The organism is Kitasatospora cathayae, assembly GCF_027627435.1.
Lineage (GTDB): Bacteria > Actinomycetota > Actinomycetes > Streptomycetales > Streptomycetaceae > Kitasatospora > Kitasatospora cathayae.
Map to the genome: position 1 here is coordinate 7,089,927 of NZ_CP115450.1, position 17,279 is coordinate 7,107,205.

The window sequence follows — 17,279 nt, forward strand, 5'->3', positions numbered from 1 at the left end:
GGGAGATCCCGGCCAACGGCCAGTCGGCCCGGTCCCGTAGGCGGCGGTCAGTGGGCGTCGCGGCAGGTGCCGGCGGGGGTGCAGAGGGAGAGGGATAGCGGCTTGCCGGTGGCGGGGATCCGGTAGTGGTAGGCGGCGAAGGTGACGAGGTCGCCGGCGCCGAGGTCGACGGTGCGGAGCCGGACGGGGCTTACGAGGTGGTCGGGGTCGCCGGAGACCTCGATGTCGTCCACCCGGCCGCGGTAGGCCGTGAAGGCGTAGGAGTCCACACCCGCCGTGGTGTCGGCCGGCATGGGGGTGCGCGGGATGAGGTCCTTGATGGGGCTGAACCAGATGGTCGTGGGTGTCTCGCCGCGGTGGTTGATGACGGCGTAGCAGACGTCGAAGCTGTCCACCAGCCAGAACGCGATCGCCCGGTCCTGGCCGTCGGTGTCGAGGACCGCCATGGTCGGCAGGGTCGGTTTCGGGCACTGGGGTGGGGTGTTGAGCTCGGCGACGAGGTCCACGATCCACTGGGCGGACGGTGGGGCGGGTTCGGGGAGGCTGACCGGGTGGTGGAACGCGCCGGTGTCGAGGACCGGCTCGCACGCGGTGGCCGCCGCCAGTGCCGCCGCCAGCGCCACCGTCGAACAGAGCACCCCGAAGCCGCGTCTCATCCTGCCTCCCCCGGACCGACGGGTGAGCCCCAGGATGCTCCTGGCCCCGGGCGGCGGCAAGACTCCGGGCGACGGCAAGACTCCGGGCGCGGCGTCCTGCCGCCGACCGGAGCCGGGTGCCGCGCGCCGTCAGGCGGGGCGGGGGAGGTAGGCCAGGCCGTGGGCGCCGGGTTCGGCGAGCGTGGGGACGGTCAAGCGGGTGACGGGTGTCAGGGTGTCGAGGTCGATGACGTCGACGGTCGAGGAGAGGACGGCTGAGACGTAGCCGAGGCGGCCGTCGGGGGAGGAGGTGATGGTCAGCGGGAACCGGCCCACCTCGACCGAGCCGAGGGGCCGGTGGGTGGCGGCGGAGAACACGGTGAGGCGGCCGGGGGCCTGGCGGCCGAGGGGGGAGCCGGCGTCGGGGGTGGCGCGGACCTCGCCCGCGAGCAGCCGGCCGGTGGCGGTCAGGTGGACCGGGAGGACGGCGGATTCGGTGGGGAGGACGTCCACCACGGTGGCCGTACGGGTGTCGAGGACGCGGATGCCCGGCTCGGCGCCGGGCTCGGCGGCGAAGCCGAGGTAGGGCCCCGCCACGTACACCCGCTCGCCGTCCGGGGAGACGGCGAGGCCCTCGCTGCCGGGCACCGCCACCTTGGCGGTCAGCACGCCGCGGTCGAGGTCCACGACGGAGACGAACGGCGCCTCCTTGTTGGTGGCGTAACCGGTGCGCCCGTCCGGGGAGATGGCGAACCAGTGCGGGCCCGGGGCGTCGGTGTCGATCCGGCCGAGCGGGCGGCGGGTCGCGGTGTCGATGACCACCACCCCGCCGGGACGGTCGGCGGAGGCCTCGACACTGACGTAGAGCCGGTCGCGGGCGAGGTCCAGGGCCAGGCCGTGCGGGCCGTGCTCGGGGGCGAGGTCGATCACCTCGACGATCCGGCGGGAGTCGGCGTCGATCACGGTCAGCTCGGTGCAGTGACCGTCGTGGGCGTTGTAGTAGCCGGAGCGGTACGCGGTGCTGCACCAGAGCAGCCGCCGGGTCGGGTCGAAGCACAACTCGTGGGGTTGGGCGGCGACTTCGACGGTGTCGAGCAGGGCGTCGGTGGCGACGTCGAAGAACGAGACGGTCGGGCCGCTCTGGCTGACGACGGCGAGGACGTCGCCGGCGAGGTGGGAACGCGGGTCGTTCGGCACGTGGACTCCTGGTACGAGGACTGGTCGCGTGGACGGTTCCACTGTCCGCGCCCGGCTCCGGCCGAACCATGCAAGGATCGGCACGGGATCATTGCCCACACCGCAAAACCGCAGCTCAGGAGTCCAGAATGGATCTCAATCTGCTACCGGCCCTGGACGCCCTGCTCCAGGAGAACAGCGTGACCCGGGCCGCCGAGCGGCTCGGGACCTCACCGGCGGCGGTGAGCCGGATGCTGGCCCGGCTGCGCCGGGCGGTCGGCGACCCGCTGCTGGTCCGGGCCGGGCAGGGCCTGGTGCCGACCCCGCGAGCGCTCGAACTGCGGGAGGAGGTGGCGGAGTTGCTGCGGAGCTGTGAGAACGTGCTGCGCCCCGGGGCGGGCTTCGACCCGGCGCACCTGGAGCGGACCTTCACCGTGCAGACCAGCGACGCGGTCCTGGTCCGGGTCGCCGGGCCGCTGACCGAACGGATCCGCGCCGAGGCGCCCGGAGTGGACGTGGTGTTCCTGCCGGAGGCCCTGGAGGACGGACCGGCCCTGCGCCAGGGGCTGGTGGACGTCGAGGTGGGCGTGCTCGGGCGGCTGGACCCGGAGATCCGCACCCGGCCGCTGATCACCGCGCCGGTGGCGGGCGTGGCGCGCAGCGGCCACCCGCTGTTCGAGGGGCGGATCACCGCCCGGCGCTTCGCCGCCGCCGACCACATCGGCGTCTCCCGGCGGGGCCGGCGGCTCGGGCCGATCGATACCGCGCTGGCCGACCGCGGGCTGCGCCGCCGGGTCGCGGTCGTGGTGCCCAGCCACACCGGCGCGATGCTGCTGGCCCGGGACAGCGACCTGGTGACGCTCGGTCCGGCGGACTGGCTGCCGGAGACCTTCGAGGCCCTGGGGCTGCGCACCTTCCCGATCCCGCTCGAACTCCCGCCGCTGGAGCTGGGGATGGCCTGGCATCCGCGCAACTCGGTCGATCCGGCGCAGCGTTGGTTCCGTGCGCACCTGGCGGCCGCCGTGCGACGGGCGTAGCGGCCCCGGGGCCGCACCTTCGCAAAGGTGCGGCCCCGAAGGGGAGTTGGGCTAGGCGGGGGGTGGGGTGCCGTTGGGCCAGACGCAGGGGGAGCTGATGTCCAGCCGGAATGTACGGCTTGTGTCGCTGGCGCCGTCCAGGATGGCGACGAAGTCGTCCTTGGGGTTCTTGAGCTTTACCCAGCCGATGTGGACGCCCGGCTCCGATACCGGTTGGAAGCCCCGTCCGGTGAGGTAGGTGCGGAACGCGTCGGCGGCCTGTGTCCGGTCGGACAACGGGAGGTTCGCAAAGATGTACCCCCGCGAGGTCTCCTTCCGGCCGTGCGGGCCGATGTCGTTGGCGTCGCATTCCAGGTCGCTGAACGCCGGCGTCTCGGTGGGCTGGATCGGCAGATGCGCCAGGGTGTCCGTCAGATACCCGTCAACCTGCTTCTTCGCCTCGTCGAGCGTGATCGTGGGTTTCGATCGCTCCTGCAGGGTGTTCACCCCGCAGGCGTTCAGGGTCAGCGCTGCGATGGCCAGGGCCAGCGTGACCGCAACCCGGCCGGTGCGTGTCCGGCTTGCGGTGGTGCAACCGGTGGTCCTCATGACAGTGGCGCTCCGGTGATGGCCTTCCCCATGCCGATGAGGGACGGGGAGCCCTTCTCCCAGTAATCGGAGTGCCCCGTTCCCGGGGCGGAGGGTATGTACTGCGCGCCGAAATTCGCGTTGCTGGGGTCGCGCCCGAAGGACAGGTGGTGGTCGGGGTTGTCGACGATTCCGGCCCAGTAGCCCACATTGTTGGTGAAGTTGCTTACCCAGTTGCTCGCTTGCTCTGGCGGGGTGTTATCGATCATGTCGTCGTCGCCCACCGCCACATAGACGTGGGACGGGTCGACGCCGAGATCCTTGGCGTGTTCGACACCGACGCCCGGGCTGGCGATCAGGACGACGTTGTCCACCGGCAGCCCCTTGTCGCGCATGGTGTAGCCGACGACCGTGGTGCCGTAGCTGTGGCCGAGAATGGTGTTGTACGACGGCTTGCCCTCGTGCGTGGCGCGCAGCCCGTCCTGGAAGCCGCGCAGCTTGTCCTCGGCGTTCTTGGCGTAGCTGTCGTCGGCGGCCTCGGGGATGATGTTCTGCGGGGCGTCGTAACCGATGTAGGTGATCGACGACGTGGTTTTGGTGTTGCCGTTGGCGGAATTGGCCGAAATGACCATTCGATCCGACCGGTCCATGTTGCCGCCCATCTCACCGAGTCGCGAGCCGGTGCCGGGGACGTAGGTCGAGACGTTGTCGGCGGTGTCCGGGTTGTTGGCCGCGACGATGGCGTGGCCGTGGCCCTTGGTGTCGAAGCCCAGCAGGAAGGTCGGCGGGTGGTCGGCGTCGACGGGGGTATTCAGCCTGTCCTCGATGGCCTTTACCCCCCTCATCTTGTCTTCCAGGTCGTCGTGCTTGGCCTTCCACTTGTCGTACTCGGGGTTCGCCACGGGCTCGCCCTTGACATACCCCAGAAACTGCTTCGGCGCGGGGCCGAGGCCGTCGAGCTGGCGCTGAAGGTCTTCCTTGCCGTGCTGGAGGTTGATCAGGTTGGCCTGGTGCCGGGCGGTGGCGGGGATGCCGTCGAGGGCGCCGATCTTGTCGTGCTCGGTTTGGATCATGTGTTGCTGCTGGGCGTCGGTGAGGCCGTTCCACCACTTCTTGACGCTGTTGGGGTCGGTGCCGGCCGGCGGAACCTGACTGAGGGCGTCCGTGGCGGCCTGGTCGGCCTTCGCGGTGGCGGAGTCGAGGCCGGTGCCGTTGGTGGCATTGGTGGCGAGGTGGCCGAGCCTGGCGTTGATGGTCTGGTCGGTGTGGTCGGCCTCGGTGAGCGCGTTGGTGATCCGCTGGCTGATCTCCTTGGCGGTGGCCTCGGCCTTGTCCCCGGCGTAGTTGGGGGAGTTGGGGTCCTTGTCCCAGGTGATCCCGCCGTCGGGGGCGACGGTCATCTTGTTCTTCTTGGCGTCGTCCAGCGCGCTGATCAGATGGGACTGCGCCGCCGCGATGCCCTCTGCGGCGTCGGCGAGTGCCTTGCTGATGAGGCCGAGTTCCTGCTTCGCGGCCTGGAGTTCGTTGCCCAGGAACTGGATCCGGGTGTTGGCGTGCCCGGCGGCCGTCCCGGTCCACTCGGAGTGGCCGAGGCGGTCGACGACCTCGTGCTGCCAGTTCTCGATGTGCTGGCCGAAGGCGCTGAAGAGGGTGTCGTAGGCGTTCTTCGCGACCGTGATGTTGTTGATGTTGGCGTCGTAGAGGGTCTTGATGTCCATGGGTTACTCGGCCGCCTTCGCGCTGCGGGGCTTGACCGGGCCGGTGGTGACGTTGGTGTCGAAGGGGTCCGGCTCCGGACCGTTCGAGGCGGGCGCGTTCGGGTTCCGCATGCTGTTGTGGGCGTTCTGCTCGGCTTGGCGGTAGTAGGTGGCCGTGGTGCCGAGTTTGGTGCCGACGTCACCCATGTCACTGCCGAGCTTGTCCAGCAGGGTCTTCCAGTTGGTGCCGCAGTTCTGGATGGCGGTCGCCATCTGCCAGCCCTGGAGGGTGCCGGCGGCCTGGTTGGACGGTTCGGTGATCTTCGCCGTCTCCCCCGGTATGAGACCGCCGATGTGCTGTGCGCTCTGCCCACAGCCGTCCAGTTCGGACGGCTTGACCTTGAACTCCAAGTGCGCGTCAGGATCTGCCATGGTGCCCCCCCATGCATGAGAACCGGCCGGCGGCCGGTCCGTGTGTTCGAAAACTAGTGACGCATGCTAACGGAATCCATGCGGAGGATTGTCGGCGGACGTGTGGGGGCAGAGTGACGGGGCAACAGTCCGGTCGGGTTCGGGATACCCTGTGGGGGTAAGCGGACTGGCGGAGGCGGGCGGGAGGCGGAGGATGGCGCAGCAACGGCCGTACGTTTCCCCGCTGCCCGGCGTGCTGCGCCTGCTGCTTCTCGCCGCCCTGCTGCTCGGCATTGTCACGATGCACACGCTCGGGCACCCGAGCGGCGGGCACGGTGGGCACGGCGGACACGGGCCCCAGGTGACGGCGGCCCAGCAGATGCCCGGACACCACAGCCCGACCGCCGACCCCGCCGGCGCCGACGGCATGGACCCGATGACGGTCTGTCTCGCCGTGTTGGCCGGCTGGACCCTGCTGCTCCTGGTCGCCGGCCCGCTGCTGCGCCGCAGCGGCGACGCCGCCGCCGAGGTGCGGGCCCGCCTGCTGCGGGCCGTCCGCGCGCTGCCGCCGCCCGGGGGCGGGCGGATACTCCTCAACAGACTTTCGGTGCTGCGTCAGTAGGCGCGCGCCCGCCGTCCCGTGCCCGTGTGTACGGGGACGGGACGGCCGACGCGATGTCCTGCACACCCACCCCACTGCACGAGGTGCACTCCGTCATGCGCACACCCACCCGTCGTACCGTCCTGGTCTCCGCGCTCGCCGCCGCCGGGACCGGCCTGCTCGCCGCCTGCTCCTCCGACTCGATGAAGGGCATGAACCACTCCTCGATGAGCGGCGCGAGCAGCGCCGCCGCCCCCGCCGGCTTCGTCTCCCCGAACGGCCCCGAGGTCGCCGCCGCCGAGGCCCGGCGCCGGCCCGGCCCCGAGCGCAAGGTCGCGCTCACCGCCACCGAGACCACCCTCGACCTGGGCGGACGAACCGTCCGCAGCTGGGCGTACGGCGACCGCCTGCCCGGCCGGGAGGTGCGCGCCACCGCCGGCGACACGCTCGCCCTCACCCTCGCCAACCACCTGCCGCAGCCCACCTCGCTGCACTGGCACGGCCTCGCGCTGCGCAACGACATGGACGGCGTCCCGGGCGTGACCCAGGAGGCGATCCGGGCGGGCGCCTCCTTCGACTACCGCTTCGCGCTCTCCCACCCCGGCACCTACTGGTTCCACCCGCACTCCGGCGTCCAGCAGGACCGGGGCCTGTACGCGCCGCTGATCGTCGAGGACCCGAAGGAGCCGCTGCGCTACGACAAGGAGTGGGTCGTCGTCCTGGACGACTGGGTGGACGGGATCGACGGCAGCACCCCGGACGCCGTCCTCGCCGAACTCGCCCAGGGCATGGGCGGGACCGACCACTCGTCACACGGCATGCCGGGCATGGACATGGGCGCCGCCGGTACGCCCACCGGAACCGCCGGCCCCTCCCGGATGCTGATGGGCGCCGCCAGCCCGCTGCTCGGCGGCGACGCGGGCGACGTCGCCCACCCGTTCCACCTGGCCAACGGCCGCCTGGCGAGCGCCCCCGAGACCTTCGCCGCCAGGCCCGGCGACCGGATCCGGATCCGGCTGATCAACGCGGGCGGCGACACCGCCTACCGGATCGCCCTCGGCGGCCACGACCTGACCGTCACCCACACCGACGGCTTCCCGGTCGAACCGGCCACCACCCAGGCGCTGTTGCTCGGCATGGGCGAGCGCTACGACGTGCTGGTCACCGCCAAGGACGGCGTCTTCCCGCTGACCGCCCTCGCCGAGGGCAAGAACGCGACCGCGCTGGCCGTGCTGCGCACCGGCGGCGGCGCCGCGCCCGACGCCGCCGTCCGCCCGGCCGAGCTGGACGGCCGGCTGCTCACCGCCGCGCAGCTGAAGGCCGAGGCGAGCGTCCGGCTGCCCGCCAAGGCGCCGGACCGCACCGTGAAGCTGGAGCTCACCGGCGGCATGGCGAAGGCCGACTGGGCGTTCAACGGCCGCCGGTACGACCCGGCGCAGCGCTACCCGGTCGCGGCCGGCGAGCGGGTGCGGCTGGAGTTCCGCAACAGCACCAGCATGTGGCACCCCGTCCACCTGCACGGTCACGCCTTCGCCCTGGGGGCCGACGGCCCGCGCAAGGACACCGCGATCGTGCTGCCGGGCACGACCCTGGCGGTCGACTTCGACGCCGACAACCCGGGACTGTGGATGGTGCACTGCCACAACGTCTACCACGCTGAGACCGGCATGATGACCGTTCTCGGTTACCAGGCGTAACACCCGTCCACGTCCTGAGACGCCGGGGCGGCGGACGGCGGCGGCACCGCCGCCCCGCCCCGGCGCCGGGCCCGCAATGCCGGGCCACCCGCCCCCACCTGCGCATCCATGACGTTTTCTTAACGCGGGCCGATGACGCGTCCTTAACGGTCGTCGCATAGCCTGGCGCACTGCCGTCGCCCGACGGCGCTTTTACGGGGTCTTGAATCAAGAGGTGCAAGGTGGTTTCGTCGGGTTCGACGGAGACGACGACGGAGGAGCCGTCGTCGGCGCGAATACGAGTCCGCAGCTGGCTGCTGGCGGACATGTCCGCTTCCAAGACCGCCTCGGACGCGGACACGGACAGTGACGCGAACCCGGGCGACTCCGGGGCGCACGGCACGGGAGGCGCGCACGAGGGCCAGCGCTGGTGGCGCGTGATGTGCCTGACCGGCGTCGACTACTTCTCGACGCTCGGCTACCAGCCCGGCATCGCCGCGCTCGCGGCCGGCGTGCTGTCGCCGATCGCGACGATCGTGCTGGTGATCGTGACCCTCTTGGGGGCGCTGCCGGTCTACCGGCGGGTCGCCCAGGAGAGCCCGCACGGCGAGGGTTCGATCTCGATGCTGGAGCGGTTGCTGTCCTTCTGGAAGGGCAAGCTGTTCGTCCTCGCGCTGCTCGGCTTCGCCGCGACGGACTTCATCATCACCATCACGCTGTCCGCGGCCGACGCGAGCGCGCACCTGGTCGAGAACCCGCACCTGACCGGCGTCCTGGGCGGCAAGCAGGTGCTGATCACGCTGTTCCTGGTCGCGCTGCTCGGCGCGGTCTTCCTGAAGGGCTTCAGCGAGGCGATCGGCCTGGCCGTGGCACTGGTCGGGGTCTACCTGGTGCTCAACGTGGTCGTGGTGGTCGTCGGCGTCTGGAAGATCATCCAGGCCCCGCACGTCGTCACCGACTGGACCGACGCGCTGACCACCCAGCACGGTAACCCGATCCTGATGATCGGCGTGGCGCTGGTGCTCTTCCCCAAGCTCGCGCTGGGCATGTCCGGCTTCGAGACCGGTGTCGCCGTGATGCCGCACATCAAGGGCGACCCGACCGACACCGCGGCCGACCCGGCGGGCCGGATCCGCGGCACCCGCAAGCTGCTCACCACGGCCGCCGTGATCATGAGCGCGTTCCTGATCGCCACCAGCTTCATCACCACGCTGCTCATCCCGGCCAAGGAGTTCGAGAACGGCGGCGAGGCCAACGGCCGAGCGCTGGCGTTCCTGGCCCACGAGTACCTGGGCGGCGCCTTCGGCAGCGTCTACGACCTGTCCACCATCGTGATCCTGTGGTTCGCCGGTGCCTCCGCGATGGCGGGCATGCTCAACCTGATGCCCCGCTACCTGCCGCGCTACGGCATGGCCCCGCACTGGGCGCGGGCGGTGCGCCCGATGGTGATCGTCCTCACCCTCATCTCCTTCCTGATCACCTGGTTGTTCGACGCCGACGTCGACGCCCAAGGCGGCGCCTACGCCACCGGTGTGCTGGTGCTGATGAGCTCGGCGGCGATCGCGGTCACCATCGCCGCCTACAAGAAGCGGCAGCGCGGCTGGACCATCGCCTTCGGGATCATCTCGGCGGTCTTCCTCTACACCACCGTGCTGAACTGCATGGAGCGGCCGGACGGTCTGAAGATCGGCGCCTGCTTCATCGCCGGCATCATCCTGGTCTCGCTGCTCTCCCGGCTGCGCCGCGCCTTCGAGCTGCGCGTCACCAACGTGGTGCTGGACGACACGGCGGAACGCTTCATCCGCGACTACGCCCACCGCCCGCTGCGCCTGATCGCCAACGAGCCGAGCAACCGCGACAACGCGGAGTACCGCGACAAGATCCGGCAGATCCGTGCCGACAACGACATCCCGGGCGAGGACGACCTGGTCTTCGTCGAGGTGACGGTCCGCGACGCGTCGGACTTCGAGTCCGAGCTGACCGTGCGCGGCGAGGTCCTGCACGGCCGCTACCGGGTGCTCACCCTGGAGAGCTCCAGCATCCCGAACGCGATCGCCGCCCTGGCGCTCACCGTCCGGGACCGCACCGGGCAGCGGCCGCACCTGTACTTCGAGTGGACCGAGGGCAACCCCTTCGCCCAGTTCCTGCGGTTCTTCCTGTTCGGTCAGGGCGAGGTCGCGCCGGTCACCCGCGAGGTGCTGCGCGAGGCGGAGCCGGACCGCACCAAGCGTCCGCGCGTCCACGTCGGCTGAGCCGCGCCTCCGTTGACGTCCCGGCCCGTCCGGTCCACCAGGACCGGGCGGGCCGTCGGCGTTCCGATAGGGGCTCGTGGAGTGCTCCGGTAGGGGCTCGTAGAGTGCGGTCGGATCATCAGCACGCCGGACGACGCGAGAAAGGGCCCAGCCCGCATGAGGACCGCACCCGCGCGGACTGCACGTGCTGGCGGCGCTCCGGCCGTAGCGCCCGCCGCACAGGGCGCCGCCCACGCCGGATGGGGACGGCGTGGGCGGCGGGTCGGTGCGTCCGGCGGCACCGGCCGGTGCCGGTCGGTGGCGGGGATCAGGACGGCAGGCGCAGCACCAGGCCGGGCTGGATCAGGTCCGGGTCCTCGCCGACGGCGGAGCGGTTGAGCGCGTAGAGCGCGGGCCAGCCGCCGGGGATCTGGAGGACGGTGGCGATCTGGTCCAGGGTGTCGTCCTCGCGGACGGTCCACTGGCCGTCCCCGGCCGACGGGGCGGCGGCGGGCGGCGGCAGCACACCGTCGCGCCCGTGGTCGCGAGTGGCCTGCCCGTCGCCATCGGTGTGCTGCTCGCGGACGGGCCGGTGGCTGTGGCCGCCTCTGGCGCGGGAGCCGCAGACCGGCCAGGGGGAGAGGCCGCGGCGGTCGGCCAGGTGCTGGGCGACGGCCATCTGTGCCTCGCGGCTGGCGAGGTCGGCGCGCGGGGCGTAGGCGAGGCCGCCGTTCGCCCGCCAGGTGGACTGGTCGAACTGGAGGCCTCCGAAGTAGCCGTTGCCGGAGTTGATGTGCCAGTTGCCGCTGCTCTCGCAGGCCGCCACCCGCTCCCAGTCGTACCGGCTGCCCTCCGACCTCCCGCCGGGGTCGGTCCCGGATTCGCCGCCCGGGGGTGCGGCGTGGGCCGCGGGTGCGGCGAGGGCGACGGCGAGGGCGCAGAGCGCGGTCGGAACGACGCGGCGGAGACGAGCGGTGGGAGGCATGGGCGGCTCTCAGGTCCGGGGACAGGGCGTGCACCGCCCGCAGGCGGCGCGTTCCAACCCATGCACGCCGAGTGGGGTGCGCAGCCGCCGACACGTCCGGAAGGTCACCCGCCCGGCCCCAGGGACCACCCCGGCGGCCCGCGGCCATCCGGCCGTAACCCCCCGTCGACGGTCGACTCCCGCAGTGGCCGGGACCGCCTCTCGACGAACGATCTGAATTGGGCCATGACGATCGATCAGGACGATGAACGCGCCGATGCGCGGACTGGTACGGACCAGCGTTCAACTCCCGTTCGCCGTCGGAACGGTCGGGTGTCGCGTGGACGTACCGTCAGACTGGAAGCCTCCGGGGCGTTTCTCGTAGCCCAGGAGGTTTCCGGCAGTGGCACATCTCCCGACCCATCCCTCGCGTAGGACGATCCTTCGGACCGGTACGGCGGTCGGTGCGCTGACCGCGCTGCCCGCGTCCACCCTGCTGTGGACCCAGCCGGCCGTGGCCGGCACCCCCGGACCGGAGCAGATCCACCTCCAGTGGGGCAACGAGCCGTCCCGGGAGATGACCGTCTCCTGGGCGACGGCCGCCTCGGTCAGCCGTCCCCGGGTGCGGATCGGCACCCCGCGGGGCGGTGCGGGCCGCAGCGTCGACGCGTTCAGCCGCAGCTACGTCGACGGTCTCAACCAGGTCGAGACCTACACCCACCACGCCCGCCTGGACGGGCTGCGTCCCGACACCACGTACGTCTACGAGGTGCTGCACGACGGCGCCCAGCCGGTGCGCGGCACCTTCCGCACCGCCCCCGCCCGCGGCCGGGCCGCCTTCCGGTTCACCAGCTTCGGCGACCTCGGCACCGGCGACGACGTGTTCAAGAAGTCGTCCGTCCACGGCGCCGCCGCCGTCCGGCAGGTCGAGCAGTTCACCCCGCTGTTCCACCTGCTCAACGGCGACCTCGCGTACGCCAACAACAACCCGCAGCTCCAGCCGCAGGCCTGGAACGCGTTCATGAACAACATGGCCAAGTCCGCCGCCAACCGCCCCTGGATGCCGGCGCCCGGCAACCACGAGGTCGAGGCCGGCGGCGGCGACCTCGGGTACGCCTCCTACCTGACCCGCTTCGAACTGCCGGACAACGGCACCCGCGACCACTGCGGCAACTGGTACAGCTTCCAGGTCGGCTCGGTGCTGTTCGTCAGCCTGGACGGCAACGAGATCGCCGTCGAGGACGACGCCAGCCTCGACCCGGCCACCGGCCGGTCCATCTACATCAGCGACTACAGCGAGGGCGCCCAACTCCGTTGGCTGGAGCGGGTGCTGTCGCGTGCCAGGGGTGGGCGGTCGGTCGACTGGATCGTCGTCAACCTGCACCAGTTCGCGATGTCCTCCTCCGCCGCGAGCCACGGCGGCGACATGGGCATCCGCGAGAAGCTGCTGCCACTGCTCGACCGCCACTCCGTCGACCTCGTCCTGGCCGGGCACGACCACGACTACGAGCGCACCCACCCCGTCCGCGGCACCGAACCCGGCGGCCTGCTCACCCCAGCCGTCGTCGACGACGACCTCCGGCAGATCGACACCTCCCAGGGCACCGTCCACCTCATCCTGGGCGGCGGCGGCACCGCCGGGCACGACGACGTCTACCTCCCGGCCGACGGCGACGGCGTCCGCGAGGCCACCGTCCGCACCCAGCGCCTCACCTTCAAGGCCGACCCGGACGCCAAGGAGAAGGCCCACTGGTCCGCCGTCACCGACCCGGACACCACCCACCCGTACGGCGTCGCCGTCTTCGACGTCGACCCCGGGCCGGTCCCGGGCGGCCGGACCACCATCACGGTGTCCTACTACCACTCGGTACCGGCCACTGCCGCGAACCCGATCCCGACGCCGGTGCTGTTCGACCGCTTCACCCTGTACCGCGACCGCAGCGACGGCTGGGACGGGGACGACGAGGACTCCGACTCCCGGGGCGATCGCGCCGCCGCCCGGTAGCTGCACCTGTCGGGCGGGCCCGCCGCGCCGCCCCGGCGCGGCGGGCCGCGATACTGCTGCCACGAACGACACGCCTCACCCACTCGTCCGGCACGCACCTTTTCCGTTCCCGGACGGGCGGTTTCCACCCGACCTGGGCGCCGTGGTGCAGCGGACCGTCGCGGAGGGGCGCATGCCGGCCCTCGTCGTCATCCATGACAGCGAGGGCGACTGGCTGATCGGGGACGGCGTGAACGATCCGAATCTCCCCGACTCCAGCGGCGTGTACTGCATCGCCTGCACGACGGAGAACGATCCCTCCATCTCCGAGCTGGCCGGCCTCCCGCCGGGCTTCGCCGCCTTCCGGGACGGGTCGGGGCTGCCCTGGACCGTCGAACCGTTCAGCTACGAGGACGAGCAGGGGTAGCGGTCGCGTTCAAGCCTGCGCAGGAAGTCGGTCCGGCCGACTTCCTGCGCAGCGGACCGGGAGCCCTTTCATGTGCCGGTGGCCCGGACGTAGACGTCGCCCGCACCCTCCACGTCGGATGGCCGCATCACCACGAAGATCTGCCGCCCGGCCTGCCCTACCGGTAGCAGCAGGCCCTCGGCCGGTTCGTCGCCGGGCAGCGCCGCCCGCAGGTCCTGCGGCAGTGGGGCGACGGAGCCGGGCTTCGGCAGGTCGTAGGTGTGGAGGAAGTCGTCGACGTTGGCGTAGTCGCCGCCGGCTATCCCGAAGTGCAGGTAGGCGACCGGCGACCCGTCGGCTGCCCGGGACAGCGCAGCGGCCGTTGGGATGTAGTACCGCCCCTTGCCGGGGTGCTGCTTGTAGTACAGTCCCGCCAGCCGCTCCGCGCGGTCGTAGTCGGTCTCAGGCCGGTCGAAGGACCGGCGCATTTCGACCACGCCCCACCACACGCACCCCACCGTGACCAGCACGCAGGCCGTGAGGAAGACCCCCAGGAGCCAACGCGTCCACGTCCTGCCATCCGAAGTGCCAGGCGCCACGTCAGAGCTTCCTGGTCCTGGTCCTGCTGGCGCCCCCCATGTCGAAGCTTGTCCCATTCCTCAGCCGCTCGATGGAATGCCTCGGGGGTTACAGGACCGAATCTGCTGCAGGGTGACCGACTTCGCGAAGCGTCGCTCATGGACCGGTTCGGCGACGGTGATCCTGCCGGCTTCCGTGGACCAATGGCTGGTGCACGAACTCAGGGACGAGCCGATGGTCCACTCGCCGTGGCGGGTCGCGGCCGCCGCTGACTCGCCGAAGCCGGTGCCGGCCTGGGAGAGCTTGTCCGCCCCCTCATCCAGCTTGGCTGCCGCTATGGGGAGCCGCTCAGGCTCCGATACGTAGCCACCCATCCCATGCCTCCCCGTGCTTGGGTTCGCTCTTGGTCCTCACGCTAACGAGTGAACAGGCGGGGGCGCAGTCGATCCGGAGAAAGGCAGGTGGACCGCGAGCTGAGTGGTGCCGAGTACCGGCGTGTGAGTCATCGTCTGCGCAGGAAGTCGGACCGGCCGACTTCCTGCGTACAGGGCGGACCGGCGTCAGGCGGCCGCGGGGCGGTCGATGGCGGCGGTGTCCGGCTGGGCGAGCCAGACCAGGCGCGCGGTGATGCCGGGCCGGTCGGCGAAGTGGCGCAGGGCCCGCTCGGGCGAGGGGAGGGTCATTCGGGCCCGCCCGTCGAGGCTGATCACGTGCGTCGGCCCGGCGTGGTCGACGAGCCCCCAGGCCGCGACCCAGCCGTCGGCGTCTTCCCGGCCCTCGTCGCACACCTGGACGACGGCGAAGAGCCGGGGAGCGGTGTCGAGGACGAGCCCGCACAGCTCCTGGTCGAACGGGATGCGGGGGTTTGGCGAGGGCGCAGCAGTCATGGAAGTCTCCTACGTGCAAGGGAGTTGAGCGCCCCAGCAAGGGCGAACCTGACGCGCAATCAAATTAGCGAGTCGGTAGTATGTAGTCCACCGCCCATGGGTAATTCATTGCACTACCACTCCATGGAGTGAAGGGCGAGCAGGGAAAGGGGACAGCGGATGCCGCCCAGTAAGATCCCGCCGAGCATCCGGCAGCGGCGGCTCGGCACGGAGCTGCGCCGGCTGCGCGAGCAGGCTGGGCTGTCGGTCACGCGGGCCGGGGAGTTGCACGGTACTCAGCAGTCCCGGATCAGCAACATCGAATCCGGCGGATACCCGGTGAGCGCGGACCGGGTGCGGAGCCTGGCGCGTCTCTACGGCTGCGCGGATGAGGCCCTGATCGAGGCGCTGACCCGCATGACCGGTGGCCGCACCCGGGGCTGGTGGGACGAGTACCGCGAGATCCTCCCGGCCGGGGCGCTCGACCTGGCGGAGGTCGAGCACCATGCGCAATCGATGCGGATCGCCACGGTGATTCACATCCCCGGCCTACTTCAGACCCCTGAGCACGCTCGTGCACTCTTCCGGGATGTGGTCCCTCCCTTGTCGCCACCCGAAGTGGAGCACCTTGTCTCTCATCGCATCAAGCGCCAGGCGGTGCTGTACAGGGGACAGCCGATCCCGCTGTCGGCCGTCGTCCATGAGACCGCCCTGCGGATGGAATTCGGAGGCCCGGACGTTGCCCGGGACCAGCTGGAATACCTGCTGACCGTGAGCGAGTACCCGCACATCGACCTACGCGTGATCCCGTTCGGCACCGGCAGCTTCCCGAGTTCCGGTGCTGGGATCGTGTACTTCGCCGCCGAAGTCGCACGGTTGGACAGTGTGCAGGTCGACGGCGACCGGTTCGAGTTCATTGACACCGAGCCGCAGCTGATCAAGTATCGAGCCGTGTTGGACCGGTTGGAGGCGAGCGCGCTCAAGCCTGACGCTTCCCGCGACCTCATCCGCCGGATCGCCCAGAGCATTTGAGACGGGAACAATCGTGGCCGATCAGAGCTGGCAGAAATCCTCCTTCAGCGGCGACACCGCCAACTGCATCTACCTTGCCGAAGCGTCCGGCGATGGCATCAGGATTCGTGAGAGTGATGCCCCCGGCATCATCATCTCGACCTCACCCGACGTGCTCCGTGCCCTGCTGCTCGGCGTCAAGGCGGGGGAGTTCGACCACCTGACGACCTAGCCGGGTGTGCTCCGCCCACGCGGTGACCGGGGGTCCTGCCGCGCCCACGGCCGCGAACAGGGCGCCCAGGAGGAGCCAGCCGATGTGTCCGAGGGCGAGTACCGCCCCGGTGAGGACCAGCGGGGCGAGGGCCTGGCCCGCGTCGAAGCCGATGCCGACGAAGCCCTGGTACTGGCCCTGGGCGTGGTCGGGGGCGAGTCCGTACCCGAGCGCGTAGCCGCCGGAGGACTCCCACACCTCTCCCACGCTGTGGATGGACACCGCGAGCACCGTGAGCGCCGGTGCGACCCACGCGGGAACGTCTGCCGTCAGCGCCATCAGCGGGCAGCTGAGCAGGAACAGGAGCCCCGCGAGGCGGAACGCACGGCCGCCCTGCTTCGGGGTCTCCACCTTCGACCCGAGCCGGCTCTGCAGCAGTACGCACACCCCGCTGTTGATCGCGTACACCGCCGCCACCGTCCAGCGGGGCGCATCGGTGTGGCTGCTGAGCCAGATCGGCAGCAGCAGCGAAATCACCTGGTACTGCAGCCCCATCGCACTGTAGAGCGCGACGAAGGTCATGTACGGCCGGTCGGCGAGGACGGACCACTGGCGGTGCTCCTTCGGCCGGGGCAGCGGCCGGTAGTTCGGCACGCCCAGGAGGGCGATCAGTGCGGCTCCGGCGAAGCTGGCGGCGTTGGCGAGGATCAGTGCGGTGTAGGCGGGGCGGGTGTTGATCTGGAGCGCGACGGCCGCCCCCAGGGTGCCGACGACCACGCCGAGGTTGACGAAGGTGCGCAGCCGGGCCCGGAAGGCGGCCGGGCGCTCGCCGCCGACCCGTGCGACGAGCGCACCGCCCGCCGCACCAGCGGCCGTGGCGGCGAGCCGGTCCAGGGTGGCGACGAGGGTGAACGCGAGCCAGCTGTCGATGCGGACGAAGGCCGCCATGGTGGCCGCCTGCACGCCGAGGGCCGTCAGCCAGACCGCGCGCGGCCCGTACCGGTCGGCCAGGTTCCCCGCCGGTATGCCGGCCGCCAGGCCGCAGAGGCCCGCGATCGTCAGTCCCGCGCCCACCTGGGTGGCGGGCAGGTGCACGACCAGCGTGAAGTACAGGACGGCTGCGGTGTTGAAGAGGCCGTTCCCGACCCTGCTGACGAAACTGGCGGTGATCAGGGCCAGTTGGGGACGGGAATCCGCACTTCTCCTCAACATGATGATCAGGCTAAC

Annotated in this window: 18 protein-coding genes; 8 read left to right on the plus strand and 10 right to left on the minus strand. The window is 71.1% G+C overall.

Features of this window, described 5'->3' with window-relative positions:
* Positions 1-47: 47 nt before the first annotated feature.
* Both O1G21_RS32055 and O1G21_RS32060 read right to left on the minus strand, forming a co-directional pair.
* Positions 48-656: a hypothetical protein gene (locus tag O1G21_RS32055; protein ID WP_270148570.1), complete on the minus strand. Its 609-nt coding sequence runs from the start codon at positions 654-656 to the stop codon at positions 48-50.
* A 129-nt stretch (positions 657-785) separates the two neighbouring features.
* Positions 786-1,832 (minus strand): YncE family protein, encoded by a 1,047-nt coding sequence (locus O1G21_RS32060; RefSeq protein ID WP_270148571.1) that lies wholly within the window; start codon positions 1,830-1,832, stop codon positions 786-788.
* A gap of 128 nt (positions 1,833-1,960) precedes the next feature.
* Here O1G21_RS32060 and O1G21_RS32065 point away from each other — a divergent pair, with 128 nt between their 5' ends.
* Positions 1,961-2,848: a LysR family transcriptional regulator gene (locus O1G21_RS32065; protein WP_270148573.1), complete on the plus strand. Its 888-nt coding sequence runs from the start codon at positions 1,961-1,963 to the stop codon at positions 2,846-2,848.
* A gap of 51 nt (positions 2,849-2,899) precedes the next feature.
* Here O1G21_RS32065 and O1G21_RS32070 read toward each other — a convergent pair whose 3' ends face one another.
* Genes O1G21_RS32070 through O1G21_RS32080 form a run of 3 tightly spaced genes read right to left on the minus strand, consistent with a single transcriptional unit; the run spans position 2,900 to position 5,544 of the window.
* Entirely contained in the window at positions 2,900-3,436 is a 537-nt protein-coding gene (locus O1G21_RS32070; protein ID WP_270148574.1) for a hypothetical protein, read from the minus strand.
* Positions 3,433-5,133, minus strand: coding sequence for an alpha/beta hydrolase (locus O1G21_RS32075; protein ID WP_270148575.1), 1,701 nt, complete (start codon positions 5,131-5,133; stop codon positions 3,433-3,435). Before O1G21_RS32075 ends, O1G21_RS32070 begins: the two co-directional genes overlap by 4 nt.
* 3 nt (positions 5,134-5,136) lie before the next feature.
* Positions 5,137-5,544: a hypothetical protein gene (locus O1G21_RS32080; RefSeq protein WP_270148576.1), complete on the minus strand. Its 408-nt coding sequence runs from the start codon at positions 5,542-5,544 to the stop codon at positions 5,137-5,139.
* A gap of 193 nt (positions 5,545-5,737) precedes the next feature.
* On the opposite strand from O1G21_RS32080, the gene O1G21_RS32085 reads away from it, so the two are divergent.
* The 3 genes from O1G21_RS32085 to O1G21_RS32095 all read left to right on the plus strand — a co-directional run bounded on the left by O1G21_RS32085 (position 5,738) and on the right by O1G21_RS32095 (position 10,052).
* On the plus strand, positions 5,738-6,145 hold the full coding sequence (locus tag O1G21_RS32085; RefSeq protein WP_270148577.1) for a DUF6153 family protein: 408 nt from the start codon (positions 5,738-5,740) through the stop codon (positions 6,143-6,145).
* Between the two features lie 95 nt (positions 6,146-6,240).
* Entirely contained in the window at positions 6,241-7,821 is a 1,581-nt protein-coding gene (locus O1G21_RS32090) for a multicopper oxidase family protein (protein WP_270148579.1), read from the plus strand.
* A 305-nt stretch (positions 7,822-8,126) separates the two neighbouring features.
* Complete coding sequence (locus tag O1G21_RS32095; protein WP_270148581.1) at positions 8,127-10,052, plus strand: APC family permease; 1,926 nt, start codon at positions 8,127-8,129, stop codon at positions 10,050-10,052.
* A 307-nt stretch (positions 10,053-10,359) separates the two neighbouring features.
* Here the strand turns inward: O1G21_RS32095 and O1G21_RS32100 are convergent, their stop codons facing one another.
* Positions 10,360-11,016, minus strand: coding sequence for a transglycosylase family protein (locus O1G21_RS32100; protein ID WP_270148583.1), 657 nt, complete (start codon positions 11,014-11,016; stop codon positions 10,360-10,362).
* Between the two features lie 382 nt (positions 11,017-11,398).
* Here O1G21_RS32100 and O1G21_RS32105 point away from each other — a divergent pair, with 382 nt between their 5' ends.
* Both O1G21_RS32105 and O1G21_RS32110 read left to right on the plus strand, forming a co-directional pair.
* Positions 11,399-13,000: a purple acid phosphatase family protein gene (locus tag O1G21_RS32105; protein WP_270148584.1), complete on the plus strand. Its 1,602-nt coding sequence runs from the start codon at positions 11,399-11,401 to the stop codon at positions 12,998-13,000.
* A 172-nt stretch (positions 13,001-13,172) separates the two neighbouring features.
* On the plus strand, positions 13,173-13,406 hold the full coding sequence (locus O1G21_RS32110; RefSeq protein WP_270148585.1) for a hypothetical protein: 234 nt from the start codon (positions 13,173-13,175) through the stop codon (positions 13,404-13,406).
* A 68-nt stretch (positions 13,407-13,474) separates the two neighbouring features.
* On the opposite strand, the gene O1G21_RS32115 is transcribed toward O1G21_RS32110, so the two are convergent.
* The 3 genes from O1G21_RS32115 to O1G21_RS32125 form a co-directional block, all read right to left on the minus strand.
* A complete protein-coding gene (locus O1G21_RS32115; protein WP_270148586.1) occupies positions 13,475-13,915 on the minus strand; it encodes a hypothetical protein in 441 nt (146 codons plus the stop codon).
* Positions 13,916-14,044: 129 nt separating this feature from the next.
* A complete protein-coding gene (locus O1G21_RS32120) occupies positions 14,045-14,338 on the minus strand; it encodes a hypothetical protein (protein ID WP_270148588.1) in 294 nt (97 codons plus the stop codon).
* Between the two features lie 186 nt (positions 14,339-14,524).
* Complete coding sequence (locus tag O1G21_RS32125) at positions 14,525-14,851, minus strand: hypothetical protein (protein WP_270148590.1); 327 nt, start codon at positions 14,849-14,851, stop codon at positions 14,525-14,527.
* A 159-nt stretch (positions 14,852-15,010) separates the two neighbouring features.
* Here O1G21_RS32125 and O1G21_RS32130 point away from each other — a divergent pair, with 159 nt between their 5' ends.
* The gene (locus O1G21_RS32130; protein ID WP_270148591.1) at positions 15,011-15,862 is read left to right on the plus strand and encodes a helix-turn-helix domain-containing protein; all 852 of its coding nucleotides are present in this window, start codon (positions 15,011-15,013) and stop codon (positions 15,860-15,862) included.
* Positions 15,863-15,875: 13 nt separating this feature from the next.
* Complete coding sequence (locus O1G21_RS32135) at positions 15,876-16,073, plus strand: DUF397 domain-containing protein (RefSeq protein ID WP_078656252.1); 198 nt, start codon at positions 15,876-15,878, stop codon at positions 16,071-16,073.
* On the opposite strand, the gene O1G21_RS32140 is transcribed toward O1G21_RS32135, so the two are convergent.
* The gene (locus O1G21_RS32140; RefSeq protein ID WP_270148593.1) at positions 16,005-17,264 is read right to left on the minus strand and encodes an MFS transporter; all 1,260 of its coding nucleotides are present in this window, start codon (positions 17,262-17,264) and stop codon (positions 16,005-16,007) included. The two genes, O1G21_RS32135 and O1G21_RS32140, sit on opposite strands and share 69 nt — an antisense overlap.
* Positions 17,265-17,279 lie beyond the last annotated feature (15 nt).